Origin of the sequence: Marinobacter sp., assembly GCF_040882185.1 — a bacterium.
Classification (GTDB): domain Bacteria; phylum Pseudomonadota; class Gammaproteobacteria; order Pseudomonadales; family Oleiphilaceae; genus Marinobacter.
Genome location: NZ_JBBEBW010000018.1, coordinates 60,912 through 83,181, shown reverse-complemented (window position 1 = coordinate 83,181; position 22,270 = coordinate 60,912). Strand labels below are relative to the sequence as shown.

At 56.0% G+C, this 22,270-nt stretch carries 23 protein-coding genes; 5 read left to right on the top strand and 18 right to left on the bottom strand.

Annotated elements, in window-relative coordinates:
* Window positions 1–177: 177 nt before the first annotated feature.
* The 6 genes from ispH to murJ form a co-directional block, all read right to left on the bottom strand.
* Window positions 178–1,131 carry a 4-hydroxy-3-methylbut-2-enyl diphosphate reductase gene (ispH, locus tag WEB64_RS10465; protein WP_368061112.1) on the bottom strand — a complete coding sequence of 318 codons (954 nt, stop codon included), beginning with the start codon at window positions 1,129–1,131 and terminating at the stop codon, window positions 178–180.
* 22 nt (window positions 1,132–1,153) lie between these two features.
* Window positions 1,154–1,606 carry a peptidylprolyl isomerase gene (locus WEB64_RS10460; RefSeq protein ID WP_368061113.1) on the bottom strand — a complete coding sequence of 151 codons (453 nt, stop codon included), beginning with the start codon at window positions 1,604–1,606 and terminating at the stop codon, window positions 1,154–1,156.
* Window positions 1,606–2,130: a signal peptidase II gene (gene lspA, locus WEB64_RS10455; RefSeq protein ID WP_368061114.1), complete on the bottom strand. Its 525-nt coding sequence runs from the start codon at window positions 2,128–2,130 to the stop codon at window positions 1,606–1,608. Before lspA ends, WEB64_RS10460 begins: the two co-directional genes overlap by 1 nt.
* The gene (gene ileS / locus WEB64_RS10450; RefSeq protein ID WP_368061115.1) at window positions 2,130–4,949 is read right to left on the bottom strand and encodes an isoleucine--tRNA ligase; all 2,820 of its coding nucleotides are present in this window, start codon (window positions 4,947–4,949) and stop codon (window positions 2,130–2,132) included. Before ileS ends, lspA begins: the two co-directional genes overlap by 1 nt.
* A gap of 59 nt (window positions 4,950–5,008) precedes the next feature.
* A complete protein-coding gene (ribF, locus tag WEB64_RS10445) occupies window positions 5,009–5,959 on the bottom strand; it encodes a bifunctional riboflavin kinase/FAD synthetase (protein WP_368061116.1) in 951 nt (316 codons plus the stop codon).
* Window positions 5,960–6,060: 101 nt separating this feature from the next.
* Window positions 6,061–7,641, bottom strand: coding sequence for a murein biosynthesis integral membrane protein MurJ (murJ, locus tag WEB64_RS10440; RefSeq protein WP_368061117.1), 1,581 nt, complete (start codon window positions 7,639–7,641; stop codon window positions 6,061–6,063).
* 224 nt (window positions 7,642–7,865) lie between these two features.
* On the opposite strand from murJ, the gene rpsT reads away from it, so the two are divergent.
* On the top strand, window positions 7,866–8,135 hold the full coding sequence (rpsT, locus tag WEB64_RS10435; RefSeq protein WP_368061118.1) for a 30S ribosomal protein S20: 270 nt from the start codon (window positions 7,866–7,868) through the stop codon (window positions 8,133–8,135).
* 65 nt (window positions 8,136–8,200) lie between these two features.
* Here rpsT and proB read toward each other — a convergent pair whose 3' ends face one another.
* The 4 genes from proB to rplU all read right to left on the bottom strand — a co-directional run bounded on the left by proB (window position 8,201) and on the right by rplU (window position 11,289).
* Window positions 8,201–9,325, bottom strand: a complete 1,125-nt coding sequence (gene proB / locus WEB64_RS10430) for a glutamate 5-kinase (RefSeq protein ID WP_368061119.1) — start codon at window positions 9,323–9,325, stop codon at window positions 8,201–8,203.
* 43 nt (window positions 9,326–9,368) lie between these two features.
* Entirely contained in the window at window positions 9,369–10,571 is a 1,203-nt protein-coding gene (gene cgtA / locus WEB64_RS10425; protein WP_368061120.1) for an Obg family GTPase CgtA, read from the bottom strand.
* A 110-nt stretch (window positions 10,572–10,681) separates the two neighbouring features.
* Window positions 10,682–10,942, bottom strand: coding sequence for a 50S ribosomal protein L27 (gene rpmA / locus WEB64_RS10420; RefSeq protein ID WP_152208349.1), 261 nt, complete (start codon window positions 10,940–10,942; stop codon window positions 10,682–10,684).
* A gap of 35 nt (window positions 10,943–10,977) precedes the next feature.
* Window positions 10,978–11,289, bottom strand: coding sequence for a 50S ribosomal protein L21 (gene rplU / locus WEB64_RS10415; protein WP_368061121.1), 312 nt, complete (start codon window positions 11,287–11,289; stop codon window positions 10,978–10,980).
* Between the two features lie 221 nt (window positions 11,290–11,510).
* On the opposite strand from rplU, the gene WEB64_RS10410 reads away from it, so the two are divergent.
* Window positions 11,511–12,479, top strand: coding sequence for a polyprenyl synthetase family protein (locus WEB64_RS10410; RefSeq protein WP_368061122.1), 969 nt, complete (start codon window positions 11,511–11,513; stop codon window positions 12,477–12,479).
* Between the two features lie 12 nt (window positions 12,480–12,491).
* Here the strand turns inward: WEB64_RS10410 and WEB64_RS10405 are convergent, their stop codons facing one another.
* Window positions 12,492–13,493, bottom strand: coding sequence for a glutathione S-transferase family protein (locus WEB64_RS10405; RefSeq protein WP_368061123.1), 1,002 nt, complete (start codon window positions 13,491–13,493; stop codon window positions 12,492–12,494).
* Between the two features lie 158 nt (window positions 13,494–13,651).
* Here WEB64_RS10405 and WEB64_RS10400 point away from each other — a divergent pair, with 158 nt between their 5' ends.
* Window positions 13,652–14,584 (top strand): LysR substrate-binding domain-containing protein, encoded by a 933-nt coding sequence (locus WEB64_RS10400; RefSeq protein WP_368061124.1) that lies wholly within the window; start codon window positions 13,652–13,654, stop codon window positions 14,582–14,584.
* Window positions 14,585–14,678: 94 nt separating this feature from the next.
* Entirely contained in the window at window positions 14,679–16,205 is a 1,527-nt protein-coding gene (locus WEB64_RS10395) for a wax ester/triacylglycerol synthase family O-acyltransferase (protein ID WP_368061125.1), read from the top strand.
* A 31-nt stretch (window positions 16,206–16,236) separates the two neighbouring features.
* On the opposite strand, the gene WEB64_RS10390 is transcribed toward WEB64_RS10395, so the two are convergent.
* Window positions 16,237–16,920: a DUF2057 family protein gene (locus tag WEB64_RS10390; RefSeq protein WP_368061126.1), complete on the bottom strand. Its 684-nt coding sequence runs from the start codon at window positions 16,918–16,920 to the stop codon at window positions 16,237–16,239.
* A gap of 241 nt (window positions 16,921–17,161) precedes the next feature.
* On the opposite strand from WEB64_RS10390, the gene WEB64_RS10385 reads away from it, so the two are divergent.
* Window positions 17,162–17,365 carry a DUF6316 family protein gene (locus tag WEB64_RS10385; RefSeq protein WP_368061127.1) on the top strand — a complete coding sequence of 68 codons (204 nt, stop codon included), beginning with the start codon at window positions 17,162–17,164 and terminating at the stop codon, window positions 17,363–17,365.
* 70 nt (window positions 17,366–17,435) lie between these two features.
* On the opposite strand, the gene thiL is transcribed toward WEB64_RS10385, so the two are convergent.
* The 6 genes from thiL to nrdR all read right to left on the bottom strand — a co-directional run bounded on the left by thiL (window position 17,436) and on the right by nrdR (window position 22,251).
* Window positions 17,436–18,395, bottom strand: a complete 960-nt coding sequence (gene thiL / locus WEB64_RS10380) for a thiamine-phosphate kinase (protein ID WP_368061128.1) — start codon at window positions 18,393–18,395, stop codon at window positions 17,436–17,438.
* Window positions 18,396–18,854, bottom strand: a complete 459-nt coding sequence (gene nusB, locus WEB64_RS10375) for a transcription antitermination factor NusB (RefSeq protein ID WP_368061129.1) — start codon at window positions 18,852–18,854, stop codon at window positions 18,396–18,398.
* A 26-nt stretch (window positions 18,855–18,880) separates the two neighbouring features.
* Entirely contained in the window at window positions 18,881–19,357 is a 477-nt protein-coding gene (ribE, locus tag WEB64_RS10370; RefSeq protein WP_368061130.1) for a 6,7-dimethyl-8-ribityllumazine synthase, read from the bottom strand.
* A 43-nt stretch (window positions 19,358–19,400) separates the two neighbouring features.
* Window positions 19,401–20,516, bottom strand: a complete 1,116-nt coding sequence (gene ribBA / locus WEB64_RS10365) for a bifunctional 3,4-dihydroxy-2-butanone-4-phosphate synthase/GTP cyclohydrolase II (RefSeq protein WP_368061131.1) — start codon at window positions 20,514–20,516, stop codon at window positions 19,401–19,403.
* A gap of 98 nt (window positions 20,517–20,614) precedes the next feature.
* Entirely contained in the window at window positions 20,615–21,730 is a 1,116-nt protein-coding gene (gene ribD, locus WEB64_RS10360; RefSeq protein WP_368061132.1) for a bifunctional diaminohydroxyphosphoribosylaminopyrimidine deaminase/5-amino-6-(5-phosphoribosylamino)uracil reductase RibD, read from the bottom strand.
* On the bottom strand, window positions 21,727–22,251 hold the full coding sequence (gene nrdR / locus WEB64_RS10355) for a transcriptional regulator NrdR (protein ID WP_368061133.1): 525 nt from the start codon (window positions 22,249–22,251) through the stop codon (window positions 21,727–21,729). Before nrdR ends, ribD begins: the two co-directional genes overlap by 4 nt.
* Window positions 22,252–22,270: the final 19 nt, after the last annotated feature.

Genomic DNA, 22,270 nt, shown 5'->3' with positions numbered 1-22,270 from the left:
TCCACTTCCATTCTGACTTACGCGGAGATTAAACAACGTCCATCTTCCATGCCATGGGCGACACGACGAACGGTGTCAGTAGCGGGATAACCGGTAGGACAGTCAGGATATTTGTGAACAGGATCAGGTTTATGCGCAGGCTACGTTATCGAGCCATGGGGGTGGCAAAGGCGATGATCAGGAGACTTCCACCGCATCAATGCGAAGCTCTTTCGGCATGGAAAACACAATATTTTCCTCCCGTCCGGGGATTTCCGCCGGAGCTTCACCGCCCAGTTCACGCAGGCGGTTGATGACATCGTTTACCAGAACTTCCGGCGCGGACGCTCCAGCGGTAACGCCTATGACCTGCTTACCTTCGAGCCAGGCCGGATCAATCTGGCCAGCCTCGTCAATCAGGTAGGCCGGTGTTCCCATGCGTTCCGCCAGTTCCCGCAGCCGATTCGAGTTAGAGCTGTTGGGTGAGCCAACAACAAGCATCAGGTCACAATCACCCGCCAGTTGCTTGACGGCGTCCTGACGATTCTGGGTGGCATAGCAGATGTCGTCTTTGCGCGGCCCCTGGATTTTGGGGAATCGCGCGCGCAGGGCATCGATAACCTTGGCGGTATCATCCATTGAAAGCGTGGTCTGGGTTACGTAAGACAGCCTGGACGGATCCTTCACTACCAGCGCTTCCACATCTTTTTCGTCTTCCACCAGATAGATGTCGCCGCCATTACCGTGGTCATACTGGCCCATGGTGCCCTCAACTTCCGGGTGGCCGTGGTGGCCAATCAGGATGCATTCGTGGCCATCGCGGCTGTACCGCATGACTTCCATATGCACTTTGGTCACCAGGGGACAGGTAGCGTCAAACACTTTTAGGCCCCGGCGGGCGGCTTCATTCTGTACCGCTTGCGACACACCGTGGGCGCTGAAAATCACCAGGTGGTCGTCCGGAACTTCATGCAACTCGTCGACAAATACCGCGCCCCGGTCTCGCAGGTTGTTCACCACGAACTTGTTATGGACAACTTCGTGGCGTACGTAGATCGGTGCCCCGAACACATCAAGAGCGCGATTGACGATCTCGATGGCACGGTCAACACCGGCACAGAAACCGCGAGGATTGGCGAGTCGGATTTGCATAGCGAACGCTGCTCTTTCGTGGTCAGTGGGCGGCCTGAGCCAGCTCCACGTCAATGATTTCAACTTCGAATACCAGTGTACGCCCGGCCAGGGGATGATTAAAGTCGATGGTCACCTGATCCCCTTCCACGTGTTGCACAACACCCGGTAGTTCTTGCTGGCGGGCGTCAGCGAAGGAAATCATCACACCGGGATCAAGCACCATGTCGGCACTGAAGTCCGAGCGTTTGAACATCTGCATGTTGCTTGGATTATGCTGTCCGAACGCTTTTTCCGGGGGCACTTCGTGGGTCGCCTTCTCGCCAGCTTTCATGCCAATCAGGTAGGCCTCGAAATTCTCTGGCAGGTTTTCATCACCGATTTCCAGCACTGCTGGCTGTTTGTCGAACGTCGTATCAATAACTTCATCATCGGTAAACCTGAGCGCAAAGTTCAGGGTAACACGGGTGCCTTTGTCTATCGGTAATTCGTTCATCAGGCGGCATCTCCGTCATCATTGTGGCTGGATGTGTTACGAAACATGTCGATAATCATCATAACGGCGCCAATGGTGATTGCCGAGTCGGCAATGTTGAAGGCCGGAAAATGATAGCCGCCTGCGTGCAAATGCAGAAAATCGACCACGTAACCATGAACGATCCGGTCGTAGACGTTCCCCAGCGCACCACCAAGGATCAATACGATAGCGATCGCCATCCAGGTCTCATGTTGGCGCAAAGTACTGAGCCAGCGCACAAGCACCCCACTGACCCCCAGCGCCAGGATTACAAAAAACCATCGTTGCCAACCATCAGCTCCGGCCAGAAAACTGAACGCAGCCCCTGTGTTGTGCAACAGGGTCAGATTAAACATCGGCATTACCGGCACTGGCTGGCCGTAAGTCAACCAGGCTGTCGCCATTGCCTTGGTACCCAGGTCGACAGCAATCACCAATACGGCAAGCCAGAGCCAGCGCAACATGGGCCGAGGCCGGATGTTATCGGTCATGACCTGCTCCATCAGGCAAACGACCGGGTTTCACCCTGGCCTTCCACATTATCTACACATCGCCCGCACAGGTCAGGATAGCTGGCATGGGTACCCACGTCGGGCCGATGGTGCCAGCAGCGCTCACATTTGGTGTGCTCTGAAGGTACTACTTTTACCTGCAAACCCTTGTGGCTTGTAGCCTCCGCGTTCGCTGCTTCAGACAATGGCCGCACCGTTGCTTCCGAGGTAATCAGCACAAAACGCAGTTCCTCCCCCAGGCAGTTGAGATTCGCTGCCAGTTCGTCGTCACAGTACAACGTCACTTCAGAGGTCAGTGCGCCTTTAATCTCACCTCGGCCCCGTGCCTCTTCAAGGCATTTGTTGACGGCCTCCTTGACGCTATACAGCTCACTCCAGTATTGGCGCCCGAGCTCAGCCTCTTCCGGCATCGCCTTCAGGCCTTCGTACCAGGTTTCAAAAAACACGCTCTTGCTGCGCTCACCCGGCAGGTGCTGCCAGATTTCATCGGCGGTAAAACTCAGAATCGGCGCAATCCAGCGTACCAGCGCTTCCACCACATGAAACAATGCAGTCTGGCAGGAGCGCCGCGCCAGGCTGTCAGCCTGGGTGGTGTACTGGCGATCCTTGATAATATCGAGGTAGAAGCCGCCCAGCGTGGCTTCGCAGAAGTTGTAGACTTTCTGGTAGATCTTGATAAAGGCGTAGTTCTGATAATCCTCATTGAGCTCACGCTGCAGCACTAACGCGCGGTCCACCATCCAGCGATCAAGCGCCAGCATATCGTCGGGCGCAATCATGTGGCTGGCGGGGTCAAAACCGGTCAGGTTGCTGAGCAGAAAACGCGAGGTGTTACGAATGCGACGGTAGCCGTCGGCAGTCTGGCGCAGAATGTCTTTTGACACCGTCATCTCGCCACTGTAATCGGTGGCAGCCACCCACAACCGCAGGATATCAGCGCCGAGCTCATTCATTACTTCCTGCGGCGCAATCACATTGCCGACCGACTTGGACATCTTATGGCCCTTGCCGTCAACGGTGAAGCCATGAGTGAGCACCTGTTTGTATGGTGCCACGCCATTGATTGCAATCGAGGTTTTCAGGGATGACTGGAACCAGCCCCGGTGCTGATCCGAGCCTTCGAGATACATATCCGCCGGAAACTGACCCAGTTCAGAACGCTTGCGAAGCACTGAGGCGTGGGTAACGCCAGAATCAAACCATACATCCAGGGTGTCGGTTACTTTCTCATAGTGTGCTGCGTCATCGCCCAACAGGGTGGCAGCATCCATTTCATACCAGGCGTCAATGCCGCCTTCCTCTACCTGAATGGCGACCGCCTCAACCAGATTCAGGGTATCCGGGTGCAGCTCCTGGGTTTCTTTATGGACGAACAACGTAATGGGAACGCCCCAGGTGCGCTGACGGGAAATACACCAGTCCGGCGACTGCTCGAACATTGCCTCGATGCGGTTCTGGCCCCAGCCGGGCACCCAACGGACACCTTTGATGGCCTCAAGCGCGTCACGCCGAAGGTGCTTCTTGTCCATGCTGATGAACCATTGCGGGGTGGCACGGTAGATCAGGGGTGTCTTGGTGCGCCAGCAGTGAGGGTAGCTGTGACGGAACTTTTCAGCCCGGACCAGCTTGCCTTCACGGGTCAAGGCGTCGCAGACCGGTGCGTCAGTCTTGTAGACATGAATGCCAGCGAACTCACCCGCTGCTGTGGTGTAGGTGCCGTCAGCCTGAACCATATTCAGGGTCCCAATGCCGTACTCTTTACCCACCACAAAGTCTTCGACGCCGTGATCAGGCGCGGTGTGAACGGCGCCAGTACCCGCCTCGGTAGAGACGTGATCTCCTAGCACCACTGGCACCTGCTTGTCGAAAAGCGGATGCTGCAGCAACAGGTGTTCCAGTGCACGACCCTTGCAGGTCGCCAGCACCTCGGCGCCCTCGACAGTCCAGCGGGTCATGATCTCATCCACCATGTCGGCGGCCAGAATCATGCGTTCTGGGCCGTTGCCAGCGTCCACCTGCACCAGCGCATAATCAAGCTCCGCATTAAGCGCGACCGCCTGGTTGGCAGGGATGGTCCAGGGCGTGGTGGTCCAGATAACAACCGAAATATCACCGTCCCCAGCATTGGTGCTGAACAGGGCCTGCGCCTTCTTCTGGTCAACGACCGTGAAGCGTACATCAATCTGGGTAGAGGTCTTGTCCTGGTATTCGACTTCCGCTTCCGCCAGCGCGGACTGCCCGACCACACTCCAGTAAACCGGTTTGAAACCTCGGACCAGGTGGCCATTTTCCGCAATCTGACCAAGAGCACGGATGATATCGGCCTCTACCTTCGGGTCCATGGTCAGGTAAGGCTTCTCCCACTCACCCAAGACACCAAGGCGGACGAAATCTTCTGTCTGACCGGCGACCTGCTTGGTGGCATAATCACGACAGGCCTGGCGGAAGGTCTTGAAATCCACCTTGACGCCGGCCTTACCGATTTCCTGCTCAACCTTGTGCTCGATAGGCAGACCATGGCAGTCCCAGCCCGGCACATAAGGCGCGTCGTAACCCATGAAGCCACGGGATTTGACAATCATGTCCTTGAGAATCTTATTGACCGCATGACCAATATGAATACTGCCGTTAGCGTAGGGAGGGCCATCATGCAGGATAAATTTCTCACGACCGGCGCGGGCTTTGCGCAAGCTGCCGTAAAGGTCGATCTCCTGCCAATGCCTGAGCATGTCCGGTTCGCGTTTGGCTAGATTGCCGCGCATTGGAAAGGCGGTATCTGGCAGATTCAGGGTGTGCTTGTAGTCGCTCATGGGTCTCTGTGAGTGCTCTGTCGTCGGTCTGTTTTGGGTAGCGATCGGCTCGATGCCCGTTACCGGCTCGCCAGCCAGTGGCGCGCATCACGCATATCCTGTTCTATCTGGGTCTTGAGGGAGTCTACGGACTCAAAACGCACTTCGTCCCGTAATGGGTGCAAAAATGTCACTGTCAATCGCTGGCCATACAGTGTGCCAGCAAAGTCAAAAAGGTGCACTTCCAGAGTGGGCGCTTTGCCATCTACCGTCGGGCGCAGCCCAATGTTGGCCACACCCGTTCGCGCGATGCCATTGGGCAACTCTGCATTGACCACATACACACCCCGTAACGCCGGCACATGCTTGAGCATGATATTCGCCGTCGGCGCGCCAATCTCACGGCCCAGCTGTCGTCCGTAGACGATCCGCCCGGAAATCGAATAAGGCGCCCCCAAAAGCCTGGTAACTTCTTCCAGCCGGTTTTGCTGCAAACTGTTGCGCACCCGTGTACTGCTGATGCGCTCGCCGCCGGACATAACGGTACGGGTATTTTCAACGGTAAAACCAGCGTCCTGGCCTACCTGCTCCAGCAGTGCAAAATCACCAGAGCGATCACACCCGAACCGGAAATCGTCGCCCACCACCAGATGCCGGACCTGCAGCCCATCAATCAGGATATCTTTAATGAATCCCATGCCCGAATACTGACGAAACTGTTCGTTAAACGGCATGCACAGTACGATATCGACGCCGAGAGCCGCCAACGCCTCGAGTTTCTGGCGAAACTCCATCAACCTCGGGGGCGCCTCACGACCCTGAAAAAACTCTCGGGGCTGAGGTTCGAAAACCATCACAACACTCGGCAACTGGAGTTTCTCTGACTGGTCCTGAACTTGCTCAATAATGGTTTGGTGCCCGAGATGCACACCATCGAAATTACCGATGGTCGCTACGCAACCCTTACCGAGAGACGCTCTGGTTTCCCCGGACATTGATTTCAGGTTAGTCAGGCCACGGATCAGCCGCATGTAGAGCGCACCTTAAAACGGGTGGTGGTGAGAAAACACGCGATTATAACCTATCTGCCCTGCTGCGATAAGGTTTACCCGCCACAAGCTGGCATGGCCGTTCACTTAAGACGGAAATGGCGAACACGGACGCCCGCCAGAGCCAACGCAACAAAGTAAACCAGTGCTCCGACCACTACCAGAATGGCCATATCTGTCGCCCTCTGCACGCCTCCGGCCGCCAGCCAGCTCGCCACCGGCGCTTGCAGATAGACGATTGCCACGCAGAGCGCTCCATTGGCAGCCAGAAGTTGGAGAAAAAACTTGCGCCAACCCGGCTGGCTTCGCCATGCGCCTTCTTTCTTCAAACCCCTCCACAGGAGGCCAGCGTTAAGCCAGGCCGAAAGCGAGGTAGCCAGCGCCAGGCCAGCGTGGGCAAGGGGAAAAATCAATATCAGGTTCATCGCCATATTGGCGACCATGGCAATGATACCAATCTTGACCGGCGTCCGGGTGTTCTGGCGGGCAAAGTACCCTGGCGCCAGCACTTTAATTAGCATAAAGGCCAGCAGCCCGACCGAGTAGGCTCGCAGACTCTGTGCTGACATCCCCACATCCCTAGCAGTCACCTCGCCATAATAAAACAGTGTCGCGATAAGCGGTTCAGCCAACAATGCGAGAGCTAATGCCGCGGGCATACCAATCAGCAACACGCCGCGCACAGCCCAGTCCAGAGTCGCTGTGAACTGGTCAATGGACTCCCCGGCGTGCTTTCTGGACAGGTTTGGCAATATCACCGTCGCGATCGCAATGCCAAATACCCCAAGTGGCAATTCAGCCAAACGATCAGAGTAGTACAGCCACGACACGCTGCCGGTTTGAAGAAAGGACGCCAACACAGTATCGAGCATCAGGTTGATCTGACTCACCGACACCCCGAACAGCGCCGGTGCCATGAGCGTCAGTATGCGCTTGACGCCCTCGTGCCGATAATCCACTTTCGGTCGGGGCAACAATCCCAGCCGCATCAGGAACGGCAACTGGAAGAACAGCTGTAGTGCCCCTGCAATCAATACCCCCCAGGCCAGGGCCATCACCGGGGTTTTCATCAGTGGGGATAGGAAAACCGCAGCTGCGATCATCGTGAGATTTAACAGCACTGGTGTAAACGCAGGTATCGCGAAACGGTCGTAACTGTTCAGGATGGAGCCCGCAAATGCCGTCAGAGAAACCAGTAACAGGTAGGGAAAGGTAATCCGCAGCATATCACTGGCCAGAGAGAACTTTTCGGCGTCGTCCATAAAACCAGGCGCGAAGACGGCAGTGAGTACTGGCGCCCCCAGCATCGCAATCAGCGTCACGCCGAGCAGAACGAGACCCAAAGAACCTGCCACCGCATTCACCAGGCGTCGAACCTCGGAAATCGACTGTTGATGACGATAGGATGACAATACCGGCACGAAGGCCTGGTTAAACGCGCCCTCCGCGAACAGGCGCCGGAGGAAGTTGGGGATCTTGAACGCCACGAAAAACGCATCCGCAGCCGTCCCCGCCCCAAAATAGCGGGCAATGACCATATCCCGAACCAGCCCAAGCACCCGCGACAGCATGGTCATGATCCCGACCACACCGGATGATCTCAGCAAACCCGGGGCTTTGGGCGGTTCGGCTGGCGAGGTACGGTCAGGCGGTTTAATCGACATGAAGGCGGTCGTCCTTGGTCATCGGGTAGCGGCGGCCGGGAGTTTATCACAGGCTTTCTGACGGGCGGATCACCCAGTATACATAACCGCCAATATACCGGCTTCGGACTTGACATTCCGGGCCTCAAGCGGCATGATCTCGCGTCATTTAATTCGAGGCGCTGGTTGTTCGCGCGCCCGCGATTGAACCAGAAACGCATTCAGTTATTTTCAGGAGTTACACGGTGGCAAATTCCCCGCAAGCCAAGAAGCGCGCACGTCAGAACGAGAACCATCGCAAGCATAATGCCAGCTTGCGCTCTATGGCGCGTACGTACATGAAGAAGGTTAATGTCGGCATTGAGTCCGGTAACTACGAAGAAGCCCAGGCCGCTTATCAGAAATGTCAGCCCATTATTGACAGCATGGTAAACAAGGGCGTTTTCGAGAAGAACAAGGTTGCCCGCCAGAAGAGCCGCATGGTCGCCAAGATCAAAGGCCTGAAGACCGCATAAGCGATCTTTCGAAGAAAAACCGGCTTTGGCCGGTTTTTTTATACCTGCAGTTCATGCTTTCTAAGTCAGACGATGACCAGGTTATCCCGGTGAATCAGTTCTTCGTCGGAAATATAACCCAGCACTTCGGTAATACGATCACTTGAACGGCCCGCAATGGCTCGCGCCTCGTCGGCATCGTAGTTAACCAACCCCCTGGCCACCTCACGGCCTGCACTATCTGTGCAGGACACCATCTCACCGCGCCGGAATTTGCCGGAGACCGCTTTTACCCCCACCGGAAGCAAGCTCCGACCACCCTGGCACAACACCCGAACAGCCCCGTCGTCTAATATCAGGGTACCCCGAGTCTGCAGGTGACTCGCCAACCATTGCTTGCGGGCCGCCAGCCGCCCCTGCGCGGGCAACAACAAGGTGCCCAATTGCTCGCCGCGACGAAGACGGGAGATCGCATCCGGCAAACGTCCACCCACAATGACGGTAAAAGCACCCGAGCGAGCCGCCAGCCGAGCTGCCCGGACCTTGGTCTGCATACCCCCACGACCAAGTATACCGGCCCCACCAGCGGCCATCGCATCAAGCCCTGTATCAGACGACTGCCGCTGATCGATCAAGCGCGCATCCGGGTGATGCCTTGGGTCCCGGTCATATAACCCCTGTTGATCGGTGAGGATAATCAAGCCGTCCGCTTCCACCAGATTAGCCACCAGCGCACCCAACGTGTCGTTGTCGCCGAAACGGATTTCGTCTGTTACCACGGTGTCGTTCTCATTGACGATGGGAACAACGCCAACATCCAGTAAAGCACGCAGTGTGCTGCGAGCGTTCAGATAACGCTTGCGGTCTGAGAGGTCATCGTGGGTTAACAGGATTTGCGCTGCGGGCAAATTGTGGCGCTTGAACTGGGCCTCCCATATCTGGACCAGCCCCATCTGACCCACCGCGGCGGCAGCCTGCAACTCGTGCAGTCGCTCAGGCCTGACGTTCCAACCCAGCCTGCTCATACCTTCTGCGACCGCTCCGGAGGACACCACCACTACTTCGACACCGTCACGGATCAACCCAGCGATCTGGTCCACCCAGCCGCCCAAGGCGTCGGCATCCAGGCCTTTGCCATCGTTAGTCAGCAAGGCGCTGCCAATTTTTACCACCAGACGGCGAGCACGGGAGAGTTGCGGGCGTTCAGTCATATCAGACTCATGTCACTTGCGGTCCTGCTCGGCATTATCGCCTTTACTCGGGGGCGTAGACGACCTCGACATCGTCATCATCGTCGTCATCTTCAAAGTCGTCATCGCTACCATTGTTCTTGCGGGTTTCACGTCTTGCCTGTTTTTCGGCCTCAATCTGCGCCCTGGCTTCTTCATCCATACGACGCTGACGCTCGGCTTCCTCTGCCGCAACGTCGGGGTTTTCAGCTTCCTCTTCCGCGCGGAGCTCAATCCAACGCATGACCGCTTGCGCCAGGGGTTTAGTACCTTCACCGCTGAGTGCTGAGATCTGGAAAACCGGACCTTCCCAGCCAAGCTGGTCAACAATGGCTTTGCAATGGGCTTCGCGCTCATCGCCAGAGACCATATCGACTTTGTTCAGAACCAGCCAACGGTCTCGAGTGGAGAGTGTCTCGCTGAACTTTTCCAGCTCACGATCAATAGCGCGCACGTTGTCTGCAGGTGAGGAGCCATCATAAGGAGCAACATCAACAAGATGGAGCAGCAAGCGGGTGCGCACCAGATGCTTCAGGAACCGTATGCCCAGGCCTGCGCCCTCTGCCGCACCTTCAATCAGGCCAGGGATGTCAGCCACTACGAAGCTCTGGTGGGCCTGAACACTCACCACACCCAGGTTGGGCACAAGGGTGGTGAACGGATAGTTGGCTACCTTGGGGCGGGCGGCAGAGACAGAACGGATGAACGTTGACTTACCTGCGTTGGGCATACCTAACAAGCCCACATCGGCGACAACTTTGAGCTCAAGACGGAGATTACGGAATTCACCCTCTGAACCTTTAGAAGTCTGACGCGGGGCGCGATTAACGGAGGATTTAAAGCGGGTATTCCCCAGTCCGTGGAAGCCACCCTGGGCAACTTTCAGCCGATCGCCAGCACGTGCAAGATCCCCCAACACCTCGTGGGTATCTACATCGACTACAGTGGTGCCGACGGGAACCGGTAGAACCAGATCTTCACCTTTGCTGCCGGAACAGTTACGACCACTGCCCCCTTCACCGGTTTCTGCCTTGAAGCGGCGTTGAAAGCGGTAATCCACCAAGGTATTCAGAGCCTCAGCGGCCTCCAGATACACCGAGCCACCATCACCACCGTCGCCGCCGTCAGGCCCGCCACGGGGAATATATTTTTCACGGCGAAAGCTCAGACAGCCATGGCCGCCCTTGCCAGCTTCCACCTGAATGGTGGCTTCATCAACAAATTTCATCAGTCACACTTCCGGAAAACAGATTTTTCTGATCAACAACCAAAAAAGCCCCGCAAGCCTCAGAGAAGCACTGCGGGGCTTTCGGTCCTACCGAACCGGAGATCGTCAGCTTATGCGGCTGGAACGATACTCACGAACTTGCGGCTATCAGGACCTTTGACTTCGAACTTGACCTGACCGTCTGCTTTCGCAAACAGCGTGTGGTCACGGCCGAGGCCGACGTTCGAGCCAGCATGGAAACGAGTGCCGCGCTGACGGACGATGATGCTGCCCGCAGACACGCTTTCGCCGCCGAAGCGCTTGACACCAAGCCGTTTTGACTCGGAATCGCGACCGTTACGGGTACTACCTGCTGCTTTTTTATGAGCCATTGCTAGCCTCCTTCAGTTCGGGGGAAACGAGAGCCTCAACCCTTGATACCCGTGATCTTGACTTCAGTGTACCACTGACGGTGGCCCTGACGCTTCATGTGGTGCTTACGACGACGGAACTTGATGATCTGGATCTTGTCCGCACGACCGTGGCTTACGACTTCCGCAGTCACTGTTGCACCTTCTACTACTGGCGCGCCAATCTGGACGGTGTCGCCGTCTACAATCATCAGTACACGGTCAAATTCAACGGCACCGCCGGTTTCGGTCTCAATCTTTTCGAGCTTCAGGGTCTCACCTTCCACTACACGATGCTGTTTGCCACCGCTTACGATTACTGCGTACATGGTTATCTCCACTATTGACCCATCCCTGCTCTTATCCACCTGGTTCTAAGGGAAGCGCTTCGGCAACCCTATAGCAGGGAGCGCAGGTTGGGATGAGTTTGGGCGCGTGATTGTACGAAAAGCAAACCATTAATACAAGCCAAGTTGACACTGATACGCGCAATACCTAGCATTGCCGCCAACCCGCCCTTTTTCATTGCTTAACTGACCGGATCAGCCGCATGACAGCGCAGCGTATCTATGACACCGTCGCGGACGATTTCAGCCGCGTAAATGACTTGATCACCCACCGGCTTTCGTCGGATGTACCGCTGGTTGAGAAAATCGCCCAGTACATTGTCGAAAGCGGTGGCAAGCGCCTGCGTCCTTTATTGGTGCTGCTGACGACTCGCGCCCTGGGGTATGAAAAGGACAACCATCTGAAACTGGCTGCCGTCATTGAATTCCTCCACACCGCCACGTTGTTGCATGACGACGTGGTGGATACCTCAGACCTGAGACGCGGCAAGAAAACAGCGAACGCCCGCTGGGGCAATGCGCCCAGCGTATTAGTGGGCGATTTTCTCTATTCCCGTGCCTTCCAGATGATGGTTGAGCTCAACAGCATGCCGGTCATGGAGGTGCTTTCAAGTGCCACTGCCGTCATTGCAGAAGGCGAAGTAATGCAGTTGATGAACGTCAAGAACCCGGACCTCAGCGAAGCCCAGTACATGACGGTTATCCACAATAAGACCGCCATGCTGTTTGAAGCAGCTTCACACGCTGGCGCCCTGCTTGCCAACGCACCGGCCGACCAAGCTCTTGCCATGAAAGAGTACGGCAAGCATTTGGGCCTTGCTTTCCAACTGGTCGATGATGTTCTGGACTATCAGGGCGACGCCGAATCCATGGGGAAAAATGTGGGCGACGATCTCGCTGAAGGGAAAACAACCTTGCCTCTGATATACGCCATACTCCATTGCAGCAATGAGGAGCGCAAACTGATCAGAACCGCTATCCGACAGGGTGGGCTGAAAGATTTACCGGCTATTCTTGCCATCGTAGAGCGCTCCGGTGCAATCAATTACACCCTGGAGCTTGCACAGGAGCATGCCACAAAAGCTGGCAAGTGCCTCGAGAGCCTGCCTGATTCGCCCCATAAGCAAGCTCTCGGGCTACTGACTGAACTCGCAGTGGCCCGGGTTGCATAACGGGCTGAGTAGCTAACCCCTGAAATCGGGACTCAGCTCTTCACGACCATGGGGAACATCGAAATCCAGCGCCGGGCCCACTGGTACGATCTGCGTGGGATTGATCGTCCGTTGACTGACGTAGTAATGCTGCTTGATTTGCCCTATATCCACGGTATCGGCTATACCCGGCACCTGGTACAGATCTCTCAGATAGCCCGACAAATGCCTGAAGTCAGCCAGCCTCTGCCGATTGCATTTGAAGTGGCTAAAATAAACCGCATCAAAACGCACCAGCGTGGTGAACAGCCGCCAGTCAGCTTCCGTAAGGCGGTTTCCCACCAGATAGCGCTGATCAGATAATCGCTCATCCAACCAGTCGAGCGACTCGAAAAGCGCCTGATAGGCCTTTTCATAAACGTCCTGAGCGGTCGCGAAGCCAGATTTATAGACCCCGTTATTAACCGTGTCATAAACCCGTTGGTTGACCTGATCAATCTCACTTTGCAGATCGTCAGGATAAAAATCGAGCTCCTGATTTACGTTGGCAACGCCATCGAATGCTGAGTTGAGCATTCGGATGATATCGGCAGATTCATTGCTTACAATCTCACCCTGCTTTTTATCCCATAGTACGGGCACCGTCACCCGACCGGTGTAGTCTGGCGCAACTTTTGTGTAGATTTCATGAAGAAAGCGAGCATGATTTATGCTGTCCTCGTGCGCCTTGTCGTCGGGGCGGAATTCCCAGCCATTCTCGACCATATCCGGATGCACTACTGACACTGTAATGTGCGGCTCAAGCCCCTTTAGAGCCCGAAAAATCAACGTTCGATGGGCCCACGGGCAAGCCATTGATACGTACAGGTGGTAGCGGCCAGACTCAGCCTTGAACCCACCCCGCCCCGAAGGACCGACCGCACCATCTGCGGTCACCCAACTCCGGAACCGGGCACTTTCACGCTCGAACTTACCACCGCTTTTCTTGGTGTCATACCATTGGTCCTGCCACTGGCCATCCACTAGTAAACCCATGCTGTCCTCCGGAAATGTCATGCTTGCATTGCGCCGGGTCGATATCACAACCCTCAAGACATCAATACAGTTGAATTGATTAATAGATTGAGGGTAACGTCTGAGGTCTGAACCGAACAACCGATGTATTCTGGCCATCACATTCAGATTATTCGAACATGCACACAGCTATTACAATCGATGCCCTCAAAGTCCTTGACGCCATTGACCGGAAGGGCAGCTTCGCCGGTGCGGCCAATGAGTTGTTCAGGGTGCCATCAGCGATCAGTTACACCGTGCAGAAGCTGGAAGAAGATCTGAATGTCACGATTTTCGACCGAAGCGGTCACCGGGCTGCGCTGACGCCTGCAGGCAGATACCTTCTGAATGAGGGTCGGGCCTTGCTGGAAGCTACAGAAGCCCTCGCTCACACAACCAGGCAGGTCGCACAGGGCTGGGAGACACGGCTCAAGATTGCGGTGAACTCACTATTGCCTATGGATGCGCTATTCCCCGCGATCCAAGAGTTCTACGCACTCGGTGTGCCGGTGGAAGTCCAACTGATCGAAGAGGTGTTTGCCGGTGCCTGGGACGCGCTCCAGAGCCGCAGAGTGGACCTGATCTTCGGAGCAGATCAGCTCAGCAAACCGGCAGGCCCCTTTACCACGAAGAGTCTAGGGGAGATGCCGTTTGTTTACGCTGTCGCCCCCGGCCACCCTTTGACCAAAGTGACCCATGCTCTGCGGGAAGAAGATATTGCGCAGTACCCGGCTGCAGTGGCGGCAGACAGCTCCCGGAGCTTACCTGCCGGCTCAGCCGGGATCTTCCGACGCCAGCGCACGCTGACGGTCACCAACATTGACCAGAAGATAGCCATTCAGGCGGCCGGACTTGCCGTCGGTTGGTTGCCCGAAGCGCGCATTCGTGGCGAAATTGCAAAAGGTAACCTGGTCGTCCTCCCCGTCGCAGAAATACGGCCCCCAGTGATGCTCCATCTTGCCAAGCACAATGACGACGCAGGCAAGGCATTGCTCTGGTTTTGGGACAGGCTTGGGGAGACCGAAGCTTTTTCGGAGTGGCTGCAGCCAACAGCCAGCAAACCAAGCCAATAAACCAGTCATGTCCTCGGGAACGACGAGAGGGTCAAGTTCACAGTGCTACGCAGGGGTTATACTTGTGCCATCAGATCTAGTCAGGGAGGCCTGAATGCGGCAGTTATCCGAGCTGGACGCGTCTTTTCTGTACCTGGAATCAGAGAGCGCCCCGATGCACATTGGTGGCATTTATCTTTTCGACAGTGAGAACTGCGACACGCCACTCGCGTTCAGCACTTTTGTGGCCTACCTACGTGGCCGCCTACACGTGGTACCCCTGTTCCGACAGAAGTTAAAGCAGATTCCGCTCCGGCTCGGCCGGCCTTACTGGATCGATGACGTTGAATTCAGTATTGAACGCCATCTCGCCTACGTCAGCCTTGGAGAAAACGGCAAATTCGAGAGTCTCATGGGCCTCGCATCCCGGATACTTGAGGAGCCCCTCAAGCGGGATCGGCCGCTTTGGCATATGACCTTTGTCGATGGCTTCCGCCATGAAAACAACACCGATGGCAAGCAGAGCTTTGCGCTGATTGTTCGGCTTCACCACGCCGCCATCGATGCTTTCAGTGGCGAAGAGATTATGGGTAAATTGCTGGAATATACATCTAAGCCGCGGAGCTTAACCCATCCAAAGCCCTGGCAGCCGCGATCAGCACCCTCCGATGAGCGTGTCGTGCTGCAAGCCAGCGCAAACCTGTTGCGGAAACCCTTTCAGATTGCCTCTCTGGCAGCCACCGCAATGGAGGCTACCGCACGCGGCCTTATCCAGCGTCAACTGCACAAGCTGCCACTGCCATTCCCCTTGTTTCAGGCACCCCACAGCCCCTTTAATCGGCAGATTACCGCCAATCGCCGAATCGTGGCGGCCAGTATCGAATTAGCAAGGCTAAAAGCAATCAAGGCCAGTTTGGGGGACGTAACCCTCAATGACGTGGTTCTGGGCCTTTGCGCTGAGACCCTGCGGCGCTACATGAAGACACATGGAGCGGATACCCAGCGCTCGTTGGTCGCCATGACACCTGTGTCGGTAAGATCCAAAAGTTTACGAAGAGCAACAGGCAACCAAATGTCAGCCATGCTGCTCAACCTCGCAACGGACGAGCCCAACCCGGCCCGTCGAATTCGACGGATACACTGGAATGCTGTGGCCTCAGAACCTTACCAGGAAGCCATTTCCGCAGATCGGCTGACCGAACTTGTGCCCTCTACCATGCTGGCACTGTCTGCCAGGCTCTACTCCGAACTCCAGCTTGCGCAACGTTATCAGCCGGTATTCAATGTACCAATTACCAATGTGCCTGGGCCGCAGGTGCCACTCTATCTCCAAGGGGCGCAACTGGTCCGTCAGTACAACATGGCACCGCTGTTCGATTCGATGGGGCTGGTGATCGTTGCCGTAAGCTACCAGGGCACACTGACGATCAACTTTACGCTGTGCCCTGACGTGGTCCCGGATGGAGAAAAGTTGAAAATGCTGGTGACAGAAAGTTTGATCAGCATTGAGGAGGCTGCTGCCGATTTGCCACCAGATACTGATCAGGACTACTCACAGGAGAATCGCCAAACACTTACAGATGATGCCCTCAACCTGATGGCAGGCGTGATCCGAAAAACGGTTCAACGCCTTCGCGGCTGACGCTCACCTCCAGCAATGGATTCACGGGCTTTTATTCGAAAGCCCAACGCAGGAACTCCCGCTTCTCATCGCCACTTGCCTGCCCCCATATCTGCTTGAGCGCATCCAGGCGATTCATTGGCTCGCCAGCGACTGCTTCTGGCGCAGAGCTCAGGGTGGTCACTTCGGGTGAGCGCTCCAACTCCGGTAACGCTGGAGGCGGATTGATGTTCGGCGAACGGGCCTCGGCCACAACCCGGCCCGATTGATTCACGATTCGGCCATCAAAATTGGTAGCAAACGCTTCAGCTTCCGAGCGCGTAGCGAGTTCAGGGATATCAAACCGATATACTTCACCGGCGCGGGCATTCAACACGAACTGCTGGGGTTCTGATATGACAGTGTGTACTTTGGACTCACCGTTCCGGACCACGGTGTTCTTGGCCCAAATGGTCTTATGGGTAACCACCACAGTGTTCTCACCTGGCAGCAGTTGATAATCAAGCGCCAGATCATCCATCAGGAAGTTACCAACTTTACGCCCGTTTACCTGCATCACCTTAATGCTACCTGGCGCTTCCAGCACAGCGACCTGATCGGTCTCCGCAGCTGCACCGTCCCAGGTCTGAACGCTCTTCATGGCGCCGCTACAACCCACCAAGACAACGCTGGCGAGCATAACCAGCAAAAAGTTCACGGGCGGTCTCAACCAGATCAGGACGCGTAGAAAATGCATAAAAACCTCACAGGTTTAAAAAGGGATCGTCGCATTCTGACGACTGCTTATTGCAAGCGCAAGACAGCGACCACTACTGCGGAGAGGCTCCCCCCATTCTGCTGACCATAACCATTCGTCGGATTCAAAAAGGTTTTGTAACTTTTTGTTGAATTTGGGCCAGATTCATTTACCTTAGACACAATATCTGTATTCAATTGCGGCCCGTTAGATAGTAAAAACTGGAGCTCAGGAGGTTTGAATGAATATTGAAGCACGTACCGGAGAAGCGGAACCGGTTCCATTTCGCAGCAGTCGCTTTTTTTGTGTGGGCGGAAAATGGTACTTCACTACCCGGGAAGGCTTTGATAGCGGACCTTTTGCATCCAGAGATCGCGCAGAAATTGGCTTGAGACGCTTCCTGCATGTGGTAAGCCTCTTACCAAAGGAAGAGCGGGTTCACTAGAACGGTTTGCTGCCTCCTCCGCTGGCCGGTTACGTGTTGTTGAGACAATATCCTGCCACCGAAGGAGCTTTCACTCATCCGCTCCAAAATGATCGTATCCAGTGCTGTGTACAGGGCGGTCTTGGTGCCCGTCGCTTAGCCACAAGCCTGGCTCAGCCGTAACTTCACCGATCACGGTCAACTCGCCACGGTTGGCCGCTGCTTCAAGGGAAGACCAGCGGTCCGGCGCTACGGTGAAACATATTTCGTAATCATCGCCACCGTTGAGCGCCATCGCCAAGGACTCCTCGCCATGAAGCGCCATTAACGCCGCTGAACGGGGAATCGCCGCCTCAATCAGCCGAGCGCCCACCCCGGAAGCGGCAAGTATATGCCCCAGATCTGCCACCAGACCATCCGAAATATCGACGGCTGCCGAAGCGGTACCTCGGAGTAATTGGCCCAGAGTCAGTTTTGGCTCAGGATGATGATAACGACCAAGCAACGTCCGAGCGTGGTGGGAGGGCGATGGCTCATCCAACCAGCGCAATGCTGCACACGCGTCCCCCAACATCCCGGATACTCCGATCAGGTCACCGGTGTGCGCTCCCGAGCGCAGAATCGCCGTTCCGGCGGGAACAGTACCATGAACCTGAAACGAGAGAGTTAACGGCCCCCTGGTGGTGTCGCCCCCTGCCAAAGCCAGACCAAACTGCTTGGCGGCGTCGCTCAAACCCTGAGCAAACGCTTTCAACCACTTATCGTCGGAGTACGGCAAGGTAAGTCCCAGAGTAAAGCAAACAGGGTCTGCGCCCATGGCGGCCAGATCGCTTGCAGCGACCGCAAGGCCCCGCCAGCCCAGAAAGCGGGGAGAGTAGTCTGCTGGAAAATGCACACCCTCCACGAGAGTATCGAGAGAGAAAACCAACTCACTACCCGGGGGCAAACGCTGGATCGCGCCGTCATCCCCGGGGCCAAGCCGGACTGCCGGGTTCGCAGTGGCGACAGCCACAGGCATGAAAACCTGACGGATCAGCTCAAACTCATTCATCTACCGGGGGCGGGTTTCCGACAGTCGCAAACGGCGACTGAGCTTATCAAGAACACTGTTCACAAACTTATGCCCTTCAGTGCCACCAAAACGCTTTGCCATCTCGATACCCTCATTGATCACTACCTTATAGGGCACATCAATGCGATGTTTCAATTCATAGGCACCGAGGCGCACTATAGCCAGTTCGACCGCATCCACCTCGCCCAACGGACGGTCCAGGAACGGCTCAATGGTTCTGTCGAGATCCGCCTGTTCGCGATGGACGCCCCGGAGCAGATCACGAAAGTAAGCCGTATCCACGTTGCCCATGTCGTTATCCACCATGAACTCCGCTTCAATATCAGCGATCGGGCTTTTGCTAAAATGGCGTTGGTACAACCCCTGCATAGCAAGGATTCGGGCTCGCCTACGCTCGCCCGCTTTTGGCTGGCGAGCAGGGCGAGACCCTTCGGCCATAGATTCAGTTTCGTCTGACCCGACCATCACTCACCCAACTTTTTGAATAGGCTGACCATTTCCAGAGCTGTAATAGCCGCTTCAGCACCTTTGTTGCCCGCTTTTGTACCTGAGCGTTCTATCGCCTGCTCTATGCTGTCCACCGTCAGCACACCGAAGGTAACCGGCACATCGGTTTCCAGGCTCACCGCGCCAATACCGCTCGCCGCCTCGCCAGCAACATACTCGAAATGGGGTGTCCCGCCACGAATCACGGCGCCCAGTGCAATAATGGCATCGTAATGACCTGTTTCCGCCACACGTTTGACTGCCAATGGCATCTCATACGCACCTGGAACCCGGACAATGGCAATGTCATCATCCGCAATGCCATGACGCCGCAGCGTGTCGACGGCTCCAGCCACCAGACTTTCAACCACAAATCCGTTAAATCTGCCCACAACCAGAGCATAGCGCCCGGCACACTGGGTGAAATCGCCTTCAATTACTTTGATATCTGCCATCAGGAACTCCTGTCCGTGCCCGCTTAAAGCAGGCCAGATTGATTCAGTTTGGGTTGTAAGGGAGGTATTCGACAACCTCAAGATCAAAACCGGAAATGGCCGAAAACTTGATGGGCGCACTCAACAGTCGCATTTTGCCAACGCCGATATCCCGCAGTATTTGCGACCCGGTACCAATCGTAAAGTAGACGCCGGAGCTGCCTTTGCCAGCGGAACCCCGAGCGGCATCGAAGAACTCGTGAATCCGGTCCTCGAGCTTGTGGCTGTCAGCTGCACTGTTCAGCAGCACGATGACGCCCGCTCCCGATTCACCAACGGTTCTGAGAGCATGATGCAAAGGCCAACTACCCGAACCTTGTCTGCGTGCGCCCAACAGATCACGAAGGGTGTCCGTAATATGTACGCGTACCAGTGCCGGCTCATCAGGCTTGATGTCGCCCATGACCAGGGCGAGATGGGTAGCGCCCTGAATGTTATCGCGGTAGGTGCGCAGATTGAACACTCCGTACTCGGTATCCAGATCGTACTGTTCGATACACTCGACGGTGCGCTCATTGAGAGTGCGGTAGTGGATCAGGTCGGCAATGGTACCGATCTTCAAGTCATGAAGCTCGGCAAACGTCTCAAGATCTTCACGGCGAGCCATGGAACCATCGTCATTCATGATCTCGCAGATCACTCCGGCAGGCTCACAACCCGCAAGTGCCGCGAGGTCACAGGAAGCTTCTGTGTGGCCAGCGCGGCTGAGCACACCGCCGGGATCTGCCATCAGCGGGAAAATATGACCAGGCTGAACAATATCCTCCGGCCTGGCGGCCTTAGCGACGGCGGCCTGTACCGTGCGAGCCCTATCTGCCGCCGAGATACCCGTGGTAACACCCACCGTTGCTTCGATAGACAGTGTAAATTTGGTGCCAAACCCGGACGCATTGCGGTGCACCATTAATGGCAAATCAAGCTGTTCGCAGCGTTCGCGGGTCATTGGCATGCAAATCAAACCACGACCAAAACGGGCCATGAAGTTGATCGCTTCCGGCGTGCAGAATTCAGCGGCCATCACAAGATCACCCTCGTTTTCGCGATCTTCGTCGTCCATCAGAATGACCATTTTGCCCAGACGGATATCTTCAATAATCTCTTCGATGCTATTCAGTGCCATAAGGCTTTATACCCTTTCGACCCGTTCGTTATTCGTGAAAAGATCATGCATTGAAATTCGTGACCGGCAAACCTGCCACAAAGACAGGCGCCTTAAACTCATTGCAGCGCCAGAATCCAGCGCTGGTCGTCACCGATCTGGCGACGATCTGTTACCGTCCATTGTACTTTGTCAGCCATATTTTCCAGTGGCAGCGCCACTGTCGGCCGACCTTCGCTACCTAAAAACAGCGGCGCCTGGTAAAGCCATAACTCATCGACCAGCCGCCCGGATACAAATGCGCCCGCCAACCGGGGCCCTGCTTCCACCAGTAATTCGTTTATACCGATATCACCAAGCGCATCCAGCAATTGGCTAAGATCAACCCCGTCGCGCTGCCAGCCCACACCCGTAATGCCCACGCCAAGAGCGGCAAGATCCTGAGCTGGAGCGGTGCTCAACGCCTCCGAAGAACAGAAAACCTGTACATTCCCACCCTGCAGAATCCTGGCACCAGGCGGTGTGCGGGCGTCCCGGTCAGCAATCACTTTGAGAGGCTGACGCGCGGGCTCTGTCGCCTGACCAATATCGCCCAGCTCGGTGCGACGAACGGTCAAGGACGGATCATCGACAAGGACGGTACCGACCCCTGTCAGGATGGCATCACTCATAGCGCGCAAACGCTGTACGTCACGACGGGAGTCAGCCCCGGTGATCCATTGGCTTTCGCCGGATGCCATTGCCGTACGCCCATCGAGGCTCGCCGCGACCTTGACCCGGACATAGGGACGACCGGTGTTCATGCGCTTCATAAAGCCCGGGTTAAGTTTTGCCGCTTCCTCTGCCAGCAAACCTTCTGAAACACGCACACCAGCGTCCCGTAACTGCTGGAGGCCCCGGCCTGAAACCGCCGGATTGGGGTCTTTGGTCGCTGCAAAGATATGAGCCACGCCCGCATCAATCAATGCTCGGGAGCATGGCGGTGTGCGGCCAAAGTGGCTGCAGGGTTCAAGGGTCACATACACGGTCGCACCCCGGGCTTCTGGTCCGGCCTGACTTATCGCGCGAACTTCTGCGTGTGCCTCACCAGCTCGCTCATGCCAGCCTTCGCCGAGAATCCTTCCGTCCTTGGCTATTACACAACCTACCCTGGGATTGGGATGAGTCGAATAACGACCTCGCCAGGCCAACTGGATGGCTCTGGCCATCAGAGCGGTATCTCTGGCATCGATCATGCGCGGCCCTTCGGCGTATCACTATCAGCCAGGGCCTTGGCTACATCGGCAGCGCCAGCGCCCTCACCCATGTGTGCGGACAAGCGCTCAATCTCTTCCTTGAATTCGTTGATATCCTGAAAGCTTCGATAGACCGAAGCAAAGCGAACATAGGCGACCTTATCCAACTGACGGAGTTCACTCATGATCTCCTCACCCAGTTGCATCGACTTGACTTCCCGCTCACCGGTAGCACGTAAACGGAATCGCACCCGGGTTAGTGCGGCTTCAATGTCTTCAATACTGACGGGCCTTTTCTCGAGCGCTTTCATCAGCCCGGCGCGCAGTTTTTCCTCGTCGAAAGGCTGGCGTGTGCCATCCTGCTTGACCACACGAGGCATCACCAGCTCTGCCGATTCGAAGGTGGTGAAACGCTCACGGCACGACAGGCATTCCCTTCTACGGCGCACCTGATCACCCTCGGCAACCAGCCGTGAGTCAATGACCTTGGTATCCGCTTCACCACAGAAAGGGCAGTGCATACTTAGTGCTCCCGAAGGA

Bases quoted from the DNA above. Each gene is read 5' to 3' on its own strand.
- ispH (WP_368061112.1), bottom strand. From the start codon at position 1,131: ATGCAAATCCGACTCGCCAATCCTCGCGGTTTCTGTGCCGGTGTTGAC.
- WEB64_RS10460 (WP_368061113.1), bottom strand. From the start codon at position 1,606: ATGAACGAATTACCGATAGACAAAGGCACCCGTGTTACCCTGAACTTT.
- lspA (WP_368061114.1), bottom strand. From the start codon at position 2,130: ATGGAGCAGGTCATGACCGATAACATCCGGCCTCGGCCCATGTTGCGC.
- ileS (WP_368061115.1), bottom strand. From the start codon at position 4,949: ATGAGCGACTACAAGCACACCCTGAATCTGCCAGATACCGCCTTTCCA.
- ribF (WP_368061116.1), bottom strand. From the start codon at position 5,959: ATGCGGCTGATCCGTGGCCTGACTAACCTGAAATCAATGTCCGGGGAA.
- murJ (WP_368061117.1), bottom strand. From the start codon at position 7,641: ATGTCGATTAAACCGCCTGACCGTACCTCGCCAGCCGAACCGCCCAAA.
- proB (WP_368061119.1), bottom strand. From the start codon at position 9,325: ATGACTGAACGCCCGCAACTCTCCCGTGCTCGCCGTCTGGTGGTAAAA.
- cgtA (WP_368061120.1), bottom strand. From the start codon at position 10,571: ATGAAATTTGTTGATGAAGCCACCATTCAGGTGGAAGCTGGCAAGGGC.
- rpmA (WP_152208349.1), bottom strand. From the start codon at position 10,942: ATGGCTCATAAAAAAGCAGCAGGTAGTACCCGTAACGGTCGCGATTCC.
- rplU (WP_368061121.1), bottom strand. From the start codon at position 11,289: ATGTACGCAGTAATCGTAAGCGGTGGCAAACAGCATCGTGTAGTGGAA.
- WEB64_RS10410 (WP_368061122.1), top strand. From the start codon at position 11,511: ATGACAGCGCAGCGTATCTATGACACCGTCGCGGACGATTTCAGCCGC.
- WEB64_RS10405 (WP_368061123.1), bottom strand. From the start codon at position 13,493: ATGGGTTTACTAGTGGATGGCCAGTGGCAGGACCAATGGTATGACACC.
- WEB64_RS10400 (WP_368061124.1), top strand. From the start codon at position 13,652: ATGCACACAGCTATTACAATCGATGCCCTCAAAGTCCTTGACGCCATT.
- WEB64_RS10395 (WP_368061125.1), top strand. From the start codon at position 14,679: ATGCGGCAGTTATCCGAGCTGGACGCGTCTTTTCTGTACCTGGAATCA.
- WEB64_RS10390 (WP_368061126.1), bottom strand. From the start codon at position 16,920: ATGCATTTTCTACGCGTCCTGATCTGGTTGAGACCGCCCGTGAACTTT.
- WEB64_RS10385 (WP_368061127.1), top strand. From the start codon at position 17,162: ATGAATATTGAAGCACGTACCGGAGAAGCGGAACCGGTTCCATTTCGC.
- thiL (WP_368061128.1), bottom strand. From the start codon at position 18,395: ATGAATGAGTTTGAGCTGATCCGTCAGGTTTTCATGCCTGTGGCTGTC.
- nusB (WP_368061129.1), bottom strand. From the start codon at position 18,854: ATGGCCGAAGGGTCTCGCCCTGCTCGCCAGCCAAAAGCGGGCGAGCGT.
- ribE (WP_368061130.1), bottom strand. From the start codon at position 19,357: ATGGCAGATATCAAAGTAATTGAAGGCGATTTCACCCAGTGTGCCGGG.
- ribBA (WP_368061131.1), bottom strand. From the start codon at position 20,516: ATGGCACTGAATAGCATCGAAGAGATTATTGAAGATATCCGTCTGGGC.
- ribD (WP_368061132.1), bottom strand. From the start codon at position 21,730: ATGATCGATGCCAGAGATACCGCTCTGATGGCCAGAGCCATCCAGTTG.
- nrdR (WP_368061133.1), bottom strand. From the start codon at position 22,251: ATGCACTGCCCTTTCTGTGGTGAAGCGGATACCAAGGTCATTGACTCA.